The sequence below is a fragment of the Actinomadura rugatobispora genome, assembly GCF_042656285.1.
Lineage (GTDB): Bacteria > Actinomycetota > Actinomycetes > Streptosporangiales > Streptosporangiaceae > Spirillospora > Spirillospora rugatobispora.
Genome location: NZ_JBHSON010000129.1, coordinates 1 through 17,638 on the forward strand (window position 1 = coordinate 1; position 17,638 = coordinate 17,638).

General features: G+C 74.0%; 16 protein-coding genes. 12 read left to right on the top strand and 4 right to left on the bottom strand.

Annotation, left to right across the window (positions count from 1 at the left end; translation table 11 throughout):
- Window positions 1-575 precede the first annotated feature (575 nt).
- Window positions 576-1,187 (top strand): TetR/AcrR family transcriptional regulator, encoded by a 612-nt coding sequence (locus tag ACFPZN_RS50595; protein WP_378291453.1) that lies wholly within the window; start codon window positions 576-578, stop codon window positions 1,185-1,187.
- Between the two features lie 112 nt (window positions 1,188-1,299).
- Here the strand turns inward: ACFPZN_RS50595 and ACFPZN_RS50600 are convergent, their stop codons facing one another.
- The 4 genes from ACFPZN_RS50600 to ACFPZN_RS50615 are packed head-to-tail and all read right to left on the bottom strand — an operon-like array spanning window position 1,300 to window position 5,574.
- Complete coding sequence (locus tag ACFPZN_RS50600; protein ID WP_378291455.1) at window positions 1,300-2,718, bottom strand: MmgE/PrpD family protein; 1,419 nt, start codon at window positions 2,716-2,718, stop codon at window positions 1,300-1,302.
- Window positions 2,715-3,557 carry a cyclase family protein gene (locus ACFPZN_RS50605; RefSeq protein ID WP_378291457.1) on the bottom strand — a complete coding sequence of 281 codons (843 nt, stop codon included), beginning with the start codon at window positions 3,555-3,557 and terminating at the stop codon, window positions 2,715-2,717. The genes ACFPZN_RS50600 and ACFPZN_RS50605 overlap by 4 nt, the downstream gene beginning before the upstream one ends.
- Complete coding sequence (locus tag ACFPZN_RS50610) at window positions 3,554-4,402, bottom strand: HpcH/HpaI aldolase/citrate lyase family protein (protein WP_378291459.1); 849 nt, start codon at window positions 4,400-4,402, stop codon at window positions 3,554-3,556. The genes ACFPZN_RS50605 and ACFPZN_RS50610 overlap by 4 nt, the downstream gene beginning before the upstream one ends.
- Entirely contained in the window at window positions 4,399-5,574 is a 1,176-nt protein-coding gene (locus ACFPZN_RS50615) for a CaiB/BaiF CoA transferase family protein (RefSeq protein ID WP_464042475.1), read from the bottom strand. The genes ACFPZN_RS50610 and ACFPZN_RS50615 overlap by 4 nt, the downstream gene beginning before the upstream one ends.
- Window positions 5,575-5,895: 321 nt before the next feature.
- On the opposite strand from ACFPZN_RS50615, the gene ACFPZN_RS50620 reads away from it, so the two are divergent.
- The 11 genes from ACFPZN_RS50620 (at window position 5,896) to ACFPZN_RS50670 (ending at window position 17,638) form a co-directional block, all read left to right on the top strand.
- Entirely contained in the window at window positions 5,896-7,182 is a 1,287-nt protein-coding gene (locus ACFPZN_RS50620) for an ABC transporter substrate-binding protein (protein WP_378291463.1), read from the top strand.
- Window positions 7,179-8,219 (top strand): branched-chain amino acid ABC transporter permease, encoded by a 1,041-nt coding sequence (locus tag ACFPZN_RS50625; RefSeq protein WP_378291466.1) that lies wholly within the window; start codon window positions 7,179-7,181, stop codon window positions 8,217-8,219. The genes ACFPZN_RS50620 and ACFPZN_RS50625 overlap by 4 nt, the downstream gene beginning before the upstream one ends.
- Window positions 8,216-9,301, top strand: a complete 1,086-nt coding sequence (locus tag ACFPZN_RS50630) for a branched-chain amino acid ABC transporter permease (protein ID WP_378291468.1) — start codon at window positions 8,216-8,218, stop codon at window positions 9,299-9,301. The genes ACFPZN_RS50625 and ACFPZN_RS50630 overlap by 4 nt, the downstream gene beginning before the upstream one ends.
- Entirely contained in the window at window positions 9,298-10,101 is an 804-nt protein-coding gene (locus ACFPZN_RS50635) for an ABC transporter ATP-binding protein (protein ID WP_378291470.1), read from the top strand. Before ACFPZN_RS50630 ends, ACFPZN_RS50635 begins: the two co-directional genes overlap by 4 nt.
- The gene (locus ACFPZN_RS50640; protein ID WP_378291473.1) at window positions 10,088-10,789 is read left to right on the top strand and encodes an ABC transporter ATP-binding protein; all 702 of its coding nucleotides are present in this window, start codon (window positions 10,088-10,090) and stop codon (window positions 10,787-10,789) included. Before ACFPZN_RS50635 ends, ACFPZN_RS50640 begins: the two co-directional genes overlap by 14 nt.
- Window positions 10,786-12,141, top strand: coding sequence for an MmgE/PrpD family protein (locus ACFPZN_RS50645; protein WP_378291475.1), 1,356 nt, complete (start codon window positions 10,786-10,788; stop codon window positions 12,139-12,141). Before ACFPZN_RS50640 ends, ACFPZN_RS50645 begins: the two co-directional genes overlap by 4 nt.
- Window positions 12,141-12,875 carry a hypothetical protein gene (locus ACFPZN_RS50650; protein WP_378291477.1) on the top strand — a complete coding sequence of 245 codons (735 nt, stop codon included), beginning with the start codon at window positions 12,141-12,143 and terminating at the stop codon, window positions 12,873-12,875. Before ACFPZN_RS50645 ends, ACFPZN_RS50650 begins: the two co-directional genes overlap by 1 nt.
- On the top strand, window positions 12,872-14,272 hold the full coding sequence (locus ACFPZN_RS50655; RefSeq protein ID WP_378291479.1) for an FAD-dependent oxidoreductase: 1,401 nt from the start codon (window positions 12,872-12,874) through the stop codon (window positions 14,270-14,272). The genes ACFPZN_RS50650 and ACFPZN_RS50655 overlap by 4 nt, the downstream gene beginning before the upstream one ends.
- Window positions 14,273-14,309: 37 nt before the next feature.
- The gene (locus ACFPZN_RS50660; protein WP_378291482.1) at window positions 14,310-15,779 is read left to right on the top strand and encodes a dihydroorotase; all 1,470 of its coding nucleotides are present in this window, start codon (window positions 14,310-14,312) and stop codon (window positions 15,777-15,779) included.
- 37 nt (window positions 15,780-15,816) lie between these two features.
- A complete protein-coding gene (locus ACFPZN_RS50665) occupies window positions 15,817-16,641 on the top strand; it encodes an IclR family transcriptional regulator (protein WP_378291484.1) in 825 nt (274 codons plus the stop codon).
- Between the two features lie 67 nt (window positions 16,642-16,708).
- On the top strand, window positions 16,709-17,638 hold the full coding sequence (locus tag ACFPZN_RS50670; protein ID WP_378291487.1) for a diacylglycerol/lipid kinase family protein: 930 nt from the start codon (window positions 16,709-16,711) through the stop codon (window positions 17,636-17,638).

Here is a 17,638-nt window from a genome sequence, read left to right on the forward strand (position 1 = left end):
GTCTCCCACACATCCGGACCGACCCTCTCCCCGGCCCATTCACCCATCACCACACCACACCACACTGGCCCCGCCGCAACCGCGACGGGGCCAGAACCCCAAGATCTTCAGCAGTCTTCTAGGCCGTGTCTCAAAGTCCCGGCCTACGGCGCTCGCCTGGCGGCTCGCCCCTAACCGGGCCTTGGCGAGCGCGGCATCGCTTCGCGATCTGGCCGGTGACGCTCGCCTCCGGCATCGCGCCACCGCCCAGGTAACGCGCTCGCGCGGCACCTGAGGCCACTTCGAGACAGGCCCTAGTACTCCATGGCTTGGTCTTTCGCCTCGGCGAAGCAACGCGGGTCAGTTCGAACGCGGTGGGGTCGACGGCGGCCATCTCGCCGTCACGGTTCCGATGCGTCCGCCGGGTCGGAACCGTGACGGCGGCGGTGACCGGGCGGCCACGCCACTGCCGTCGAACCCGATGACGGCGCCGTCCGGATGGCCCTGAAAGGGCCCCGGGGCAACATCAATTTTCGTGTATTTTGCGACAATGTAACCGTGGTGCTGCTTTTATCTTGTTAGTGTTGCGTGCGGGGATGAAGGTGATTTTCTTGAATAGAAATGACGTCCCGGATCGTGACCGCGTCATGGGATCGGCGAAGAGGCTCTTCGCCGATCTCGGCTATGACCAGACGACGAGCGAGATGATCGCACAGGCGGCAGGGGTGTCCTCCTCGTTCGTCAGCACGGAGCTCGGCGGGAAGCGGCAGGTTTACGAGGATGTCTTCCGGAAGATCCAGACTCGATCGCGAGAGTGGATCGAGCCGAACCCCGAGGACGGGGGGCTGCCCGCTCGGGCCAGGTTCCACACGTTTCTCGATCGGCTGCTGGACTACATTCTCGAGGAGCCGGACAATGCCGCGATGTGGCGGCAGCGCCGCATGGGGGACGCCGCGGATCTTCGCGGTATCGAGGAGATATACGCCAAGCCGCAGTTCGACATGATTCTCGATTTCAGCCGCGACGCGTTCCGTGCGGACGTGGACCTGGAGATGATGATCGGGACGGTGGTCTGGACCGTCGACTCCTTCTTCTTCAACGGCCTGCCGCACGGTGAGGGCCCGGCGAACCCCAGCGCCGCAACTGTGGCTCGCTTTCGCCGCCACATGCATGCTCTTGTGGAACCCTTTCTCGCCGAATCGACGTGAGGGATCTCGCCACCGGGGTTTTCCGGCCGGGGTCCCTGCTGCCTGCCGATGCCCATGACAGGCTTCGCGCCGCTACCTCTCCGGGGAGGTAGCGGCGCGAAGGGGAAGGGGGTCAGGGGACGAGTGCCTCCCCCAAGGGGGTGAGGTCGGGGAGCCGGGGCAGGCCGTAGGTCAGCTCGGTGATCCGGTCGGCGCGCTCCGAAGGGACGCGGCGGGAGGCGTTGAGGCGGAACTTGGTGGCCAGCTCGTCGGCCGACAGCGGGTTGCCGGGGCCGCCCCGGTTGACCTCGACGCGTTCCTCCAGCTGCTGCCCGTCGCGCAGGCGGACGCGCAGCACGGCGGGGAACTGGTGCGGGAAGATCTCGTCGCAGCGGGCGTCCGGGACGCACCGCACCTTCGCGGCCAGCTCCAGCCGGGCCGGATCCGCGGCGGCCGCGTCGGTGAAGTCCTCGTGGAAGACCCCCAGCCCGCCGCCGCCGAGCAGGGCCGCGGCCACCGTGTACGGGCCGGAGAAGGCCGCGTGGTAGCCCGACTTCGGCCTGATCTTGTCCGCGCGGGGCTCCCCGATGGTGCGGAGCACGGCGGTCGGCGCGCCCAGCTCGATGGACTCGATCGCCGCCGGGTCCACGCCGCGGGCCCGCAGCCGCAGCGCCGCGTCGATCCCGGCGTGGGTGAAGTGGTTGCACGGGTAGGGCTTGAAGAAGATCCCCGGCAGCTCCCAGTCCTCGCCCAGGCCGCGGGTGATCGCGTCCGGGTCGGTCTGGTCGCCGCAGTAGGCCTGGAGCAGCCCGAACCGTCCCTCCAGCACGGTCGGCGGCCCGGTCAGGCCGGTGCGGGCGAGCCCGGCGGCGGTGACGGCGCCGTGCGCGGCCCAGCCGCAGTGCACCCGCTTGACGGTGCCGCCGGTGCGGTTGGCCTCCAGCAGTCCCGAGCCCATGCTGGCGGCGATCCCGATGGCGTCGGCGACGCCGCCCGCGTCCAGGCCGGACAGCATCGCGCCGGCCGCGGCGCCGCCGAGGGCCCCGCAGATCGCGGTGGCGTGCAGCCCGCGTTCGAAGAACACCGAGTTGCCCAGCTCGCGGTCGTAGCCGGCCATGCCGATCCGGACGGCGATCTCGATGCCCGCGCCGATCGCGTCCAGCAGCGCGGCGCCGCTCGCGCCGCGGGACTCGGCGACCGCCAGCGCGGCCGGGACGACCGACGCCGACGGGTGCAGCACGGACGGCAGGTGGGTGTCGTCGAAGTCCAGCGAATGGGCGAGGGTGCCGTTGAGCAGGGCGGCGCTGGGTTCGGGCAGTTTGCCGGGGGTGCCGATCGCGGTGGCGCGGCCGGCCCCGCCCCACTCGGCGATCAGCGCGCCGACGGCGCGGGCGGGCGGTTCGGCGGTGGCTGCCAGGCTGTTGCCGAGGACGTCCAGGACGCGGCGTGCCGCGTCGGCGCGCAGCTCGGCGGGCAGGCCCCGCTCCCGGACTCCGACGGCGAACCCGCCGAGCCGCTGGACGAGGGTCTCGCCGTCGGCGGGGCCGGTCACGCGCTCACCGCCGCGAGCGGCCGCACGGGAGAGCCGGTGCCGCCGACGATGCGCAGCGGGGCCAGCACGAACACGAACTCGTGCACGCCCTCGTCCGCGAGCGCCTCCAGGTTGAGGTGCTCCATGATGAAGATCCCCGACTCGACCAGCAGGATCCGGTGGACGGGCAGCACGGCGTGCCCGGCGCCCGCGGGGATCTGCTCGTAGGCGGTGGTGTCGGCACCGGTGGCCACGACGCCGCGCCCGGCCAGCCACTGCGCGGCCTCCGCGGTGGCGCCGGGGACGCCGGTCTCCTTGCCGAGGTAGGCGGTGGTGTCGCCGAAGTTGCGCGCCCATCCGGTGCGGATCAGCGCGACGTCGCCCGCGCCGGGCTCGGCGCCGGCGCGTTCGGCGGCCGCGTCCAGGTCGGCGGCGGTCACGCCGTAGCCGGGCGGCAGGGTGGGGACGCCGTGCACGGCGGCGACGTCCAGCAGCACGCCGCGGCGCAGCAGGCCGGGCAGGTTCTCGGCGCCGTGCGCGGTGAAGGCGCCGCCGCGCTGGGCCTCGGCGGCGTCGACGCCGCCGTGCAGCTCGCCGCGGTGGCTGACGTGGGAGAGCGCGTCGATGTGGGTGCCCACGTGCCCGCCGGTGACGATGATCTCGTTGGCGGCCGAGCCGCCGTCCGGGCGCTCCATGTCGCCGTGCCGCCGGATCAGCGTCATCCGGAACCCGGGGTGGTTGGGGGAGCAGGGCATGCCGGTGAAGTGCGGCTGGCCGAGCTCGATGGTGCGGACCCCGCCGGCGACCGCCGCCAGCAGCGGGTCGCGGGCCCGGCGGGCGGGGGCGGTGGTGTCGGTCATGAATGGTGTCCTTCCGTGCCGGCGAGCGCGAGGAGCCAGCGGGCCCGCTCCACGACCGCCTTGTCGACGAATCGTCCGTCGCTGTCGATCCAGGCCGCCTCGCCCGCGGTCTCCAGCCGTTCCACCAGGGCGCGGGCCCGGTCCAGCTCCGCGGGGTCGGGCGCGCAGACCTCGTGGACGACGGGGATCTGCGCGGGGTGGATCACCGAGCGGCCGAAGAACCCGGCGCGGCGGCCGGTCTCGGTGTCGGCGCGCAGGCCGTCCAGGTCGCGCACCGCGGTCCACACGCTCTGCGCCGGGCTGGGCAGGCCGGCGGCGCGGGCCGCGACCACGATCCGGGAGCGGGGCCAGGTGAGGCCCTCGGCGCCGGTGGCGCGCAGGTCGGCGGCGAGGTCGGCCTCGCCGAGCGAGATGCCGGCGACGAGGGGGTGGGCCGTGGCCAGGGCGAAGGCGTTCTCCACGCCCAGGGCGGACTCCAGGACGGGGAAGACCGGGACGCCGAGCGCGTCGGCGACGAGGGCGAGCTCGCCCGGGTCCTCGCTCTTGGGGACGCGCACCCCGGCGGGGGCGGCGGAGGACTTGGCGAGGGCCTCGATGTCGGCCCGCCCCTCCGCGGTGCCGGGGGCGTTGATCCGCACGTAGGCGGGCGGGCCGGAGGCGAGGGCGTCCAGGACGGTGCGCCGCGCCTCCTCCTTGGCCGTGGGGGCGACGGCGTCCTCCAGGTCGAGGATCACCGCGTCGGCCTGGCTCGCCAGCGCCTTGCCGATCCGGGCCGGGCGGTCGCCGGGGACGTAGAGCCAACTCCGCACGGGCGCGCCCGTGGGTCCGCCCGCCGGTCCGGTCATCGGACCACGCCCTTGTCGCGCAGTTCGGCCAGCCGGGCCTCGTCCACCCCGTAGCGGCCGAGGATCTCGGCGGTGTGCGCGCCCAGCGGCGGGCCCGCCGACTCGATGCGGCCGGGGGTCTCCGAGAGCCGGAACAGCACGTTCTGCATCCGCAGCGGCCCGAGTTCGTCGTCGGGTACGGTGGCGATGGTGCCCAGCGCCTCGAACTGCGGGTCGGCCATGACGTCGGCGGCGTCGTAGATCGGCGCGACGGCGGCCTGCGCCTCCTCGAACGCCTTGACGACCTCGTCGCGGTCGCGCCCGGCGATCCAGGAGCCGACGGCCTCGTCGAGCTCGTCGGCGTGCTCGGCGCGCTGCGCGCCGGAGGCGAACCAGGGCTCGTCGATGAACTCGGGCCGCCCGACCAGCCGCATCACCCGTTCGGCGATCGACTGGGCGCTGGTGGAGACCGCGACCCACCTGCCGTCGCGGGTGCGGTAGGTGTTGCGGGGCGCGTTGTTGTGGGACCGGTTGCCGGTGCGCTTCTGGAGCTCGCCGAGCTGGTCGTAGGTGATGATCTGGGGGCCGAGCAGGGTGAGGATCGGCTCGATGATCGCCAGGTCGATCTGCTGGCCGCGGCCGGTCTCCTCGCGCGCCCGCAGCGCGGTCATGACCGCGAACGCGGTGGTCAGCGCGGCGATGCCGTCGGCGAGCCCGAACGGCGGCAGGGTCGGCGGACCGTCCGGCTCGCCGGTGATGGCGGCGAACCCGCTCATCGCCTCGGCGAGCGTGCCGAACCCGGGGCGCTTGGCGTACGGGCCGGTCTGCCCGAACCCGGTGACCCGGGCCAGCACCAGCCGGGGGTTGATCTCGCGGAGGTCGTCGTAGCCGAGGCCCCAGCGCTCCAGCGTGCCGGGCCGGAAGTTCTCGATCACCACGTCGGCGTCGGCGGCCAGCCGGCGGAAGAGCTCCTGCCCCTCGGGGGAGCCGAGGTAGAGGGTGACCGTCTTCTTGCCGCGGCCGAGCATCTTCCACCACAGGCCGACGCCGTCGCGCTGGGCGCCGTGGGTGCGCACCGGGTCGCCGCGGGGGTGCTCGATCTTGATGACCTCGGCCCCGTAGTCGGCGAGCAGCGTCGCGGCCAGCGGACCGGCGAAGAGCGTGGCGGTGTCGAGGACCCGGATTCCGGACAAAGCCCCCGTCATAGGGCATACCTGCCTTTCGTGTCGGTCCCCCGTCCCCGTCCTTCGGGGCCGGGACGCTGGGACCGTGTCCACATGTTTCGCTTAGAGAAACGATAGTAAACAACATGGTGCGGGCCCCGCTCGGGCGGCCATCCCCAACTTCGCACTGGTCCGAGATGGCAGTCAAGTGACCGGGAAGTATTGACCGAGCAACGGGACCGGTGCCACCATAACCGGACATCGGAGGTGTGTTCCTCTAAGCGGAACGCCAGGAGGAGCGGGAACGGGATCCGATGCACGTCCGGAGACGGTCCGGCGGAGAGAGGTGGAATGTCCGCTAAGAAGCTCGGCGCAGCGCCACGCCAGGGGGCCCTGCGAGGGCCCCTCGCGTGGCTGGGCGCATGCGCGCTCGCGCTCGGCCTCGCCGGCTGCGGGGGCTCGGCGCCCTCCGGCGCCGCGGGCGCCGCGGCCGGTCGCGACGAGGGCCCGGTCAAGATCGGCGCGCTGCACCCGGTCAGCGGCGCCAACGCCGTGGACGGCCAGCAGATGCGCCGCGGTGCCGAGATGGCCGTCGAGGCCATCAACGCCGCGGGCGGCATCAAGTCCCTGGGCGGCCGCGAGGTCGAACTGCTCAAGGGCGACACCCAGGGCAAGGCGGAGGTCGGCCAGAGCGAGGCGCAGCGGCTGATCTCCGAGGGCGTGGTCGGGTTCACCGGCACGTACCAGAGCGCCGTCAGCACCAACGTGGCCGTGGTCGCCGAGCGCAACCGGGTGCCGTTCGTCATGGACGTCACGGCCTCCGACGCGATCTTCGCCAACGGCTACCGCTACTCCTTCCGCGTGCAGCCCGGCAGCAGGGCGATCTCGACCGCCGCGGCGCGCTACCTCAAGGAGGTGGCGGACAAGGCCGGCAAGCCGGTGCGCAAGGTGGCGATCCTGCACGAGCAGACCGACTTCGGCACCGGCGCCGCCGAGGCGTTCGTCGAGGCCGCCAAGGGCCTCGGCCTGCCGATCGGCCCCAACATCAGCTACGACGCCCTCACCACCTCCGACCTCACCGCGCAGGTCACCCAGGTGAAGGCGTCGGGGGCCAACGTGCTGGTGGCGATCGGCTACTACCGCGACAGCCTGCTGGCCGCCAAGGCGATCAACGCGGTCAAGCCGCCGCTGGACGCGGTCTGGGGCGTGTCCAACGGCGCCTTCGACCAGCCCAAGTTCGTCACCGACGCGGGCGCGCTGGGCGAGCGGATCTTCAGCACCAACTACCACTTCGACGCCAAGAACCCGCGCACCACCAGGCTGCGGGAGGAGTACCAGCGCCGCTACGGCGCCCCGATGCGCACCGGCGCGGTGCTCGCCTACGACGCGGTCCAGGTGATCGCGCAGGCCGTCGAGCGGTCGGGCAGCACCGACCCGGTCAGGATCCGCGAGGCCGTCCGCGCCTCCCAGGTCGCGCCGCTGACGGTGGGCAACGGCCCGATCACGTTCGCGCCCAACGGCGACAACACCAACGCCGCACCCGTCCTTATGCAGGTCCAGGGAGGCCAGGTGAAACAGGTTCACCCCCCGGAGAAAGCCGAATCCCAGCCCGACTACTCGGTGACGTGGCGGCCATGACGCACAGCGAAGGGGCGGCGCTCGCCGCCGAGAAGGAACCCGCCGAGATCCTCGATCCCCCGGGCCCGGCCCGGGCCGGCGGCGGCACCGCGGCCCTGCTCAGGCGCGCCGCCGTCCCCGCCGGGGCGGTCGCCGTCGCGATCGTGGTCGCGCTCCTCCAGTCCGGCAGCGGGCTGGTGGTGTGGCAGTCGGTGGTCACCGGCCTGCTGATGGGCGGGCTGTACGGGCTGATCGCGATGGGCCTGACGCTGATCTTCGGCGTGCTCGACATCGTCAACTTCGCGCACGGCGCGCTGCTGGCGGTGGCGATGTTCCTGTCGTTCGGGGTGATCCAGGCGACCGGCCTGCACCCCTACCTCACCCTGCTGGTGGCCGTGCCGGCGCTGTTCCTGCTGGGCGCCGCCGTGCACCGCGGGCTGCTGAGCGGGGCGGGCGGCGGCTCGCTGGAGAACCAGCTGCTGATCACGCTGGGCCTGTCGCTGCTGCTGGAGAACGGGCTGCTGATGTTCTTCGGCGCCGAGCCCAAGAACGTCCCGCTGCCCGGCGACTTCCAGTTCTCGATGTTCGGCGCGGTGGTGTCGGGCGCCCGCCTGTACGCCTTCCTGGGCGCGCTGGCTCTGGGCGCCGCGCTGTTCTGGCTGCTGCGCCGCACCCGCCTGGGCACCGCGATCCGCGCGGTCGCGGCCAACACCGACGGCGCCCGCCTGGTCGGCATCAACGTCCGCGGCATCCACACCCTCACCTTCGCCATCGGCACCGCCTGCGCGGGCGCGGCGGCGGTGCTTGCCGCGCCGCTGGTGACGGTGACGCCCACGCTCGGCGAGCAGTTCAACATCACCGCGTTCGTGGTGGTCGTGCTCGGCGGCATGGGCAACGTGGCCGGCGCGCTGGTCGGCGGGCTGCTGATCGGCCTGGTCGAGCAGCTCACCACCATCTACATGGGCGGCCAGAGCTCGCTGCTGGGCGTGTTCGTGGTGTTCGTGCTGGTCCTCTTCCTGCGCCCGCAGGGCCTGTTCGGACGGAGGGACGCGTCATGAGCGGCGGTGTCACGCTGGCCGAGCGTCCGGGCCCCGCCGGGGGAGCGGGCGGGACGGCCCGCGCCGTCAAGGCCCCGCCGCTGCGGCCGCAGAACCGGCAGCTCGCGGTCCTGCTGGTGCTGCTGCTGGTCGCGATCCCGCTGCCGCTGGTGCTGCCGCCCGCGCAGGGCGCGGTGGCGGTCCGGATCCTGATCTTCCTGCTGATGGCCGTCGGCTGGAACATCATGAGCGGCTTCGGCGGCATGTTCAGCTTCGGGCACGCCGCGTTCTTCGGGCTCGGCGCGTACACCAGCGCCTACCTGCTGGTCGAGCACGGCGTCTCGCCGTGGATCGGGATGCTGGCCGGGATGGCGGTGGCCGCCGCGGTGGCGGTGCTGATCGGCTACTTCGCCTTCCGCTACAAGCTGCGCGGCGCCTACTTCGCGCTGGCCACCTTCGCGTTCGCCGAGATGCTCCGGCTGGTCGTCAACAGCAGCGAGATCACCAACAAGGCGGTCGGGTTCACCGTGCCGCTGATCCAGGGCTCCTCGCTCCCGCTGATCCAGTTCCCGGCCGACTCGCACGCCTACTTCTGGCTCGCGCTGGCGCTGGCGGGCGCGGCGGTCGCGGCCAGCATCGCGTTCCTGCACTCCAGGACCGGCCGGTACGTCACCGCGATCCGCGACGACGAGGTGGCCGCGGCGGCGCTGGGCACCCCGGTGATGCGCTACAAGCTGGTCACGGTGGCGCTGTCGGCGGCGATCACCGCCGTGGCGGGCGCCTTCTACACGCAGTACTACCTGTTCGTGAACCCGGACCTGGCGTTCGGGTCGGCGGTGTCCATCCAGGCCATCGTGACCGTCGTCATCGGCGGCATCGGCACGATCTGGGGCCCGGTGGTGGGCGCGGTCATCGTCGGCTCGCTGAACGACGTGACCGCCACCCTGCTGCGCACGCCCCCGGACTTCCTGTCGTTCCTGCAGGGCCGCAGCGGGCTGGACGTGGTGCTGTACGCGATCCTGCTGATCCTCATCGTGCGGCTGCTGCCCAAGGGGATCGTCGGGACGATCATCTCGGCGAGCAGAGAGAGGCGGCGGCGATGAGCGGCACGGCGGGGCCCATCGTCCGGGCCACGGGCGTCGGCAAGTCCTTCCGCGGGCTGCACGCCCTGGCGGAGGTGGAGTTCGAGGCCGCCGAGGGCGAGATCCTCGGCATCATCGGGCCCAACGGCGCCGGCAAGACCACCCTGTTCAACGTGGTCAGCGGGGCGCTGGCCCCCGACACCGGCCGGGTCGTCTTCGACGGCCGGGACGTCACCGGCGCCGCGCCCGACCGGATCGCGCGGGCCGGCATGGTCCGCACGTTCCAGCTGATGCGGCCGTTCGGCAGCATGACGGTGGCGGAGAACGTGGCGCTGGCCGCCCAGCACGAGCGGCTGTCCGCCCGCACCCTGCGGGAGCGGTCGCTGGACGTGGTGGAGCGGGTCGGGCTGGGCCCGTACGCGCACCGCCGCGCGACCGAGCTGCCGACCGCCGGGCTCAAGCGGCTGGAGCTGGCGCGGGCGCTGGCGATGCGGCCGAAGGTGCTGCTGCTGGACGAGGTGCTGGCCGGGCTGGTCCCCGCCGAGCGCGAGCCCGTGCTGGACCTGCTGGCCGGGCTGCGCGAGCGGGACGGCACGACGCTGCTGTTCATCGAACACATCATGGCCGCGGTGATGCGGCTGGCGGACCGGGTGCTGGTGCTGGACCAGGGGCGGGTGCTGGCGGCCGGGGCACCGGAGGAGGTCACCAGCGACCCGCGCGTCATCGACGCCTATCTGGGCGAGGAGCCGACCACCGGGGAACCGGCCGGGGAGCCGGGCGATCAGGCCGGCCGTGAGGAGGCGACCGATGCTGGCTCTTGACAAGGTCTGCGCCGGGTACGGGCGCATGCGGATCCTGCACGACATCGACCTGCGCCTGGGCGAGGGCGAGATCGTGGCGCTGGTCGGCGCCAACGGCGCGGGCAAGACCACGACGCTGCGCACCGTCTGCGGGATGCTGCGCCCCCTGTCCGGCACGATCACCTTCGACGGCGCGCCGACGGCGGGCCGCCGCCCCGACCAGCTCGTCCGGGACGGCCTGGTGCACGTGCCCGAGGACCGCGCGCTGTTCGGCACGCTCACCGTCGAGGAGAACCTTCGGATGGGCGCGTGGACCCGTTCGGCGGCCCAGGCGGAGAAGAGCCTGCGCGAGGTGTACGAGCTGTTCCCCGTGCTGGCCGAGCGCCGGACGCAGATCGCGCAGACCTTCAGCGGCGGGCAGCAGCAGATGCTGGCGATCGCCCGGGCGCTGATGGCGGGCCCGCGGCTGCTGATGCTGGACGAGCCGTCCACCGGGCTGTCGCCCAAGCTGACCTGGACGATGCTGGAGGCGGTCCGGAGGATCCGGGACGGCGGCGTCGCGGTCCTGCTGGTGGAGCAGAACGCCAAGCAGGCCCTGGCCATCGCCGACCGGGCGTACGTGCTGGAGAGCGGGTCGACGGTCCTGGAGGGCACCGGCGAGGAGCTGTCCGGCTCCGCCGAGGTGCGGAAGGCGTATCTGGGCCTGTGACACCGCAGAAGGCGAGGGAGGCAACGGCCGGGCTCGGGGCGTGGGTGTCGGGCCTGGTGCTCGACGACGTCCCGGACGGGGTGGTCGAACGGCTGTCGCTGGTCCTGCTGGACGTGGTGGGCGTGACGGCGGTGGGCGCGGGCCTGCCGGAGCATCGCGCGCTGCGCGACGCCTGGAACGCCCCGCCGGGCCGCTCCCCGCTGATCGGCGCGGGCCGGCTGGCGACGTCCGACGCCGCGGCCTGGCTCGGCGCGATGGCGCTGGTCGCCCTCGAACTGGACGAGGGCAACAAGTACGCCAAGGGCCATCCCGCCGCGCACGGCTTCCCCGCGGTGCTGGCGCTGGCCGCCGAGCGGGACGCCACCGGCGCCGACACCGCCGCCGCGCTGCTGGCCGCCTACGAGGTCGCGGCGCGCTTCGGCCGCGCCACCCGGCTGCGGCCGGGGGCGCATCCGCACGGCGGCGTGGGCGTCGCGGGCGCGGCGGGCAGCGCCGCGCGGCTGCACGGCCTGGACGAGGACGCGACCGCCGCCGCCATCGACACCGCCGCCGGGATGCCGATCGCCGGGCACTTCGACTCGGCGACGTCGGGCAACCCCGTGCGGGACGCCTGGATGGGCGCGGCGAACCTCTCCGGTCTCGTCGCGGCCCGGATGGCGGCGGCGGGGGCGGCCCGCAACACGGGCACGGCCGCGCTCTCGCTGGGCACGCTGCTCGGCGAGTTCGACCCCGCCGAGCTGACCGGCGGGCTGGGCGAGCGGTGGGACATCACGCGCGGCTACTTCAAGCGGCACGCGTCCTGCTCGTTCACCCACCCGGCGGCCGACGCCGTGCTCGCGCTGGCCGCGGAGACCGGCCTGGCCGCCCGCCCGATCGCGGAGATCCTGGTCGAGACGCACGCGCTGGGCGCGGGCCTGGCGCGGACCGGCTGGGACAACCGGCTGTCGGCGATGTTCTCCACGCCCTACGTCGTGGCGGCCGCCGCCCTCACCGGAGAGGTGGGGCCGCGCTCGCCGCTGGACCGTCCCGACGTGGCCGCGCTGGCCCGGCGGGTCCGGGTCGCCGCCGCCGGCGACCTGACGGCGCGGCTTCCCGACGAGCGCGCCGCCCGCGTCACGGTCGCGTTCGAGGACGGGACGCGGGCCGTCCGGGAGGTGCCCAACCCGGTCGGGGACGCCGACCACCACCCGCTCGGGGAGGCGGAGGTGGTCGCGCTGCTGCGGGCGTGGCTGCCGGAGCGGCCCGGGCTGATCGACGACGCCGTGCGGACCTCCCGCGAGCTGCCCGGCATGCCTCAGGTGGGCGACGCCCTGCGCGCCCTCGCGGGAGAAGAGGAGAAGGAGCAGAGCTGATGCGTGCCCTCGCGGTGACGCCCATCCACCTGCCGGCGGAGGAGATCCGCAGGCGGCAGGACCGTTACGACCGGCTCGCGCCGCCCGGCCTGCGCGTCGAGTTGCGGGACGTGGGCCCCGCCGCCCCCGGGTCGCTGGACACCGGCGGCGACGTCCGCGTGTCCGAGCGCGAGGTCGCCGCGGCGCTGGCGAGGGAGGCCGGGGACGGCACGGCCTGGGACGCCGCGTTCCCCGACTGCGTCCTCGACCCGGCCGTGCCCGACGCGGTGGCCCCTGCGGTGACCGGGGGGACGCCGCCGGTGCACGGGCTGCTGAAACTCAGCGCGATGCACCTTGCGGCCAAGGGCGTCCGGTTCGGCGCGGTCGTGCGCAACCCGGCCATCGGGGACGAGCTGGCCCGCCGCCTCACCGTGTACGGGCTGGGCCCGTACACGGCGGGCGTCGAGGTGCTCGAGCTGCCCTTCGAGGCGATCGCCGACACCGGCGCGTGGAACGCCGCGCTCGGCGGCGCCGTCCGCGCCCTGGCCGCCGCCGGCGCCACCGCGGTGATCAACGGCTGCTCGGCCGTGGACGTCGTCCCGGCCGACATCCGCAGCGAAGCGAGGAATGTCGGCCCGGCAGTTGCCCGGGGGTCTGGGGGGTCGTCCCCCCAGAATGATGCCGACCTGGCCGCCCGGATCGTCGACCCGACCGAGCTGGCCCTCCGCCTGCTCGTCGCCGAGGCGGCGGCATGAGCGGCGGCGGCGACGCGGTCGACCTGGTCGTCGCCGGGGCGGGCGGCGGCCTGGCGGGCGCGCTGCGCGCCGCCGAGCACGGGCTGAGCGTGCTGGTCGTCGAGTCCAGCGAGCACTACCGGCGCGGCAACAACACCTCCATGTCCACGGCGATGTTCCCCGGACCCGGCTCGCGCTGGCAGGCCGAGGCGGGGATCGACGACTCCCCGGAGCGGTTCGTCGCCGACGTCATGGCCAAGACCAAGGGGGAGGCCGACCCGCGGCTCGCCCGCACCCTCGCCGAGGTCGGCGCGCCGCTGGTGGAGTGGCTGGCCGACTCGGTGGGCCTGCCGATGTCGCTGGTCACCGACTTCAACTACCCCGGCCACTCCGTGCCGCGCTGCCACTCCATCCCCGGCCGGCACGGCTCGCGCGTGATCGACCACCTGGCCCGCAGGGCCGCCGAGAACCCCCTGATCGACATGCTCGTCCCGGCCCGGCTCGTGGACGTCCGCACCGGGGACGGCGGGGCGGTGGCCGCCGCCGTCGTCCGCTACCCGGACGGGACCGAGGAGGAGATCCCGGCCCGGGCCGTGCTGCTGGCCACCAACGGGTTCGGCGCCGACCGCGACCTGGTCGCCCGGCACCTGCCCGAGATCGCCGGGGCGCTCTACCACGGCGGCGAGCACTCGCTCGGCGACGCGCTGCGGATCGGGGAGCGGCTCGGCGCCGCCGCCGGCTTCCTGGACGCCTACCAGGGCCACGGCGCGGTCGCCGCGGGCGCGGGCACCCTGGTCGGCTGGGCCACGATCATCCACGGGGGGATCCTGGTCGACCGGCTCGGCCGCCGGTTCGGCGACGAGACCCGCGGCTACTCCGAGTACGCCGCCGAGCTGGCCGCCCGTCCCGGCGCGACCGGCTGGATCGTGCTGGACGAGGTGATCCACGAGCAGTGCCAGGCGTTCCAGGACTTCCGCGACACCGTGGAGTCCGGCGTGCTGGTGTGGGCCGACGACGCGGCCGGGCTGGCCGAGGCCACCGGGCTGCCCGCCGAAGCCCTGGCCGAGGAGCTGGAGACGGCGGCGGCCATCGCGCGCGGCGAGCGGGACGACCCGTTCGGCCGCACCAACTGGGAACGCCCGCTGGCCTCCCGCTACGCGGCCGTGCGCGTCGTCCCGGCGCTGTTCCACACCCAGGGTGGCCTGATCGTGGACGAGCACGCCTCCGTGGTCGGCGCGGACGACCGTCCCATCCCCGGCCTCTACGCGGCGGGCGGCGCCGCCGCGGGCATCTCCGGGCACGGCGCCGCGGGCTACCTGCCCGGCAACGGCCTGCTGCCCGCCTTCGGCCTGGCCTACCTGGCCGCCGACGCCGCAGCCCGTGCGGCGACCGCGGCGGCCGGACGCCGCACACCCTGACCCGACCTACCCTGACCTCGAACGCGGAGGAGCTCTCATGGCGACGACCGAACTACTGATCAAGAACGTCCGGGTGGTCCGTCCCGACGACGCCGACGGGACCCGGCCGGAGGCCCTCGACATCGCCGTGAACGACGGTGCCATCACCCGGGTCGCGCCCGGCCTCCCGGACGACGACGCGGCCACCGTGGTCGACGGCCGCGGCCGGCTGGCCTTCCCCGGGGTCGTGGACGCCCACCAGCACTGGGGCATCTACAACGAGCTGTCCACCGACACCCGCACCGAGAGCCGCGCCGCCGCCCAGGGCGGCGTGACGACCGCGCTGACCTACATGCGGACCGGCCAGTACTACCTGAACAAGGGCGGCTCCTACCGCGACTTCTTCCCCGAGGTGCTGGCCGCCGCCGAGGGCCGCGCGTACGTGGACTACGCCTTCCACCTGGCCCCGATGATGGCCGAGCACATCGACGAGATCCCCTACCTGGTGGAGGAGCACGGGGTCACCTCGTTCAAGATCTTCATGTTCTACGGGTCGCACGGCCTGCACGGCCGGTCCGCCTCGCAGAGCGACTTCCTGATGATCCCGCCGGACGAGCGCTACGACCTGGCCCACTTCGAGTTCGTCATGCGCGGCCTGCAGCGGGCGCGGGAGGCCCTCCCCGCCTACGCCGACCACCTGTCGCTGTCGCTGCACTGCGAGACCGCCGAGATCATGACGGCGTACACGAAGATGGTCGAGCGGGAGGGGGCGCTGACCGGCCTGCGCGCCTACAGCGCGTCCCGTCCGCCGCACTCGGAGGGCCTGGCGGTCACCATCGCCTCCTACCTGGCGCACGAGACCGGCCTGCCCAACATCAACCTCCTCCACCTGTCCTCGGAGAAGGCGGTGTCGGCCGCGCTGACCATGGCGTCGGCGTTCCCGCACATCGACTTCCGCCGCGAGGTGACCATCGGGCACCTGCTGGCCGACGTCGACACCGCGCACGGCCTGGGCGGCAAGGTCAACCCGCCGCTGCGCGAGCGGGAGGACGTGGAGGCGCTGTGGCGGCACGTCCTGGCCGGCGAGGTCGACTGGGTCGTCAGCGACCACGCCTGCTGCCGCGACGAGATGAAGTTCGGCGCCGACCGCGACGACATCTTCCTGGCCAAGTCGGGCTTCGGCGGCGCCGAGTACCTGCTGCCCGGCCTGGTCGGCGAGGGCGCCAAGCGCGGCCTGTCGCCGCAGCAGGTCGCCCGGCTCACCTCGTGGAACCCCGCGCGGCGCTACGGCCTGCTGAAGAAGGGCACGATCGCCGAGGGGTACGACGCCGACATCGCCCTGGTCGACCCGGACGTGAACTGGACGGTCCGCGCCGCCGACTCCGAGTCCACCCAGGAGTACACGCCGTTCGAGGGGTTCGCCATGACGGCCAAGGTCACCGACACGTTCGTGCGCGGCCACCGGGTGTACGCCGACGGCGCGATCACCGGCGACCCCGCCGGCCGCTACCTGCGGCGCGGACGCTGAGCCGCCCGCAGGGTCCCGCCCGCCCTAGGATCTTGCCGTGACGAACAGGAGCACGACCGTGCGCAAGGCCGCCCCCGGCGCCGACAACGTCGGGACCGAGGCGGCCGCGCGGGTCGCCGACGTGCTGCTGCTGTTCGCCGGGGGGCCGCGCTACCTCGGCGTGAGCGCGATCAGCCGCGAGCTGGGCATCTCCAAGGCGGTCGTGTACCGCATCCTGCAGTCGCTGGTGTCCCGGGAGGTCCTGGCCACCGACGAGGGCGTGCCGGGCTACCGGCTCGGGCCCGCCGCCGTGGCGCTGGGCGCCAGCGCGCTGCGCCGGTTCGACGCCCGCGCCGCGGCCACCCCCGTGCTGCGCCGGCTGCGGGAGGAGACGGGCGAGACCACCACGCTGTCCGGGCTGGTCGGGGACGAGCGGGTCTACCTCGACCAGTTCGAGAGCCCGCGCGAGATCAAGATGACGGTCGACCTGGGCACCCGGTTCCCGCTGCACGCCGGGTCCTCCGGCAAGATCATCTTGGCGTTCCTGCCGGCGGAGCGGCGCGAGGCGGTGCTGGCCCGGCCGCTGGCCGCGCTGACCGAGCGCACCGTCACCGACGAGGCGGCGCTGCGCGAGGAGCTGGCCGCGGTCGCCGCCGAGGGGGTGGCGGTGTCGCTGGGCGAGCGGCAGGCCGACGCCGGCTCGGTCGCCGCCCCGCTCATCGGCCCCGACGGCGAGGTGCACGGCTCGATCAGCATCTGCGGGCCCCGCTACCGGTTCACGCCGGAGGCCGTCGACCGTTACCGCGCGCTGGTGCGCGAGGCGGCCGAGGAGATCCGGCGCGGATGGTCGTGGCGCCAGGAGTCGGTCACCGAGGCGAGTTGACACGGGGCGAGTTGACACGGGGCGAGTTGACACGGGCGAGTTGACACGGAGGCGAGCTGAGCACCCGATGCTGATCTTCACCAACGCCAACGCGGGGACGCACGACGCCGAGACCGTCGAGCGCGTCGCCGGGCTGCTGCGGAGCGAGGGCGGCGGCGAGGTGATCGTCCAGCCGAGCCGGTCGCCGGAGGACATCGACCGCGCGCTGGACGAGCACGCCGCCGGCCTCGGCGGCGCGCACGGTCCGGGCGGGCGCCCGCTGGTGGTCGCCGCGGGCGGCGACGGCTCGATCCACGGGCTGGTGGCCGCGCTGCACGCCCGGGGCGAGCTCGACCGCTGGACGGTCGGCCTCCTGCCCATGGGCACCGGCAACGACCTGGCCCGCAACCTCGGCATCCCGCTGGAGCCGGAACGCGCCGCCCGGCTGCTGCTCGGCGGCACGACCCGCGACCTCGACCTGCTCGTCGACGAGGACGGCGGCGTCGTCCTCAACGCGGTGCACGTCGGGATCGGCGCGGTCGCGGCGCGCAGCGCGACGCGCTTCAAGCCGTACCTGAAGGCGGCCGCGTTCCCGCTCGGCGCGGTCCTGGCCGGGCTGCGCGAGTCCGGCTGGCGGCTCCGGGTCGGCGCGGACGGCGAGCCGGTCCAGGAGGGCCGGTTCCTGATGGTCGCGCTGAGCAACGCCTCCGGCATCGCCGGGGGCAGCGCCCAGCTCGCGGCCGACGGGCATCCCGCCGACGGCCGGCTGGAGCTGGTGATCTCCGCCGCGACCGGGCCGTTCGCCCGGGTCGGCTACGCGCTCGGCCTGCGCCGCGGCACGCACCGGCAGCGCGACGACGTGATCCACACCACCGCCCGGAACGTGACGGTGACCGGCGAGGAGTTCCTGGCCAACAGCGACGGCGAGGTCACCGGCCCCTACACGCACCGCTCCTGGACCCTGCGGGGGCGCGCCTGGCGGATCGTCGCCCCCGCCGACCCCGGCGGCGCGTCCTGA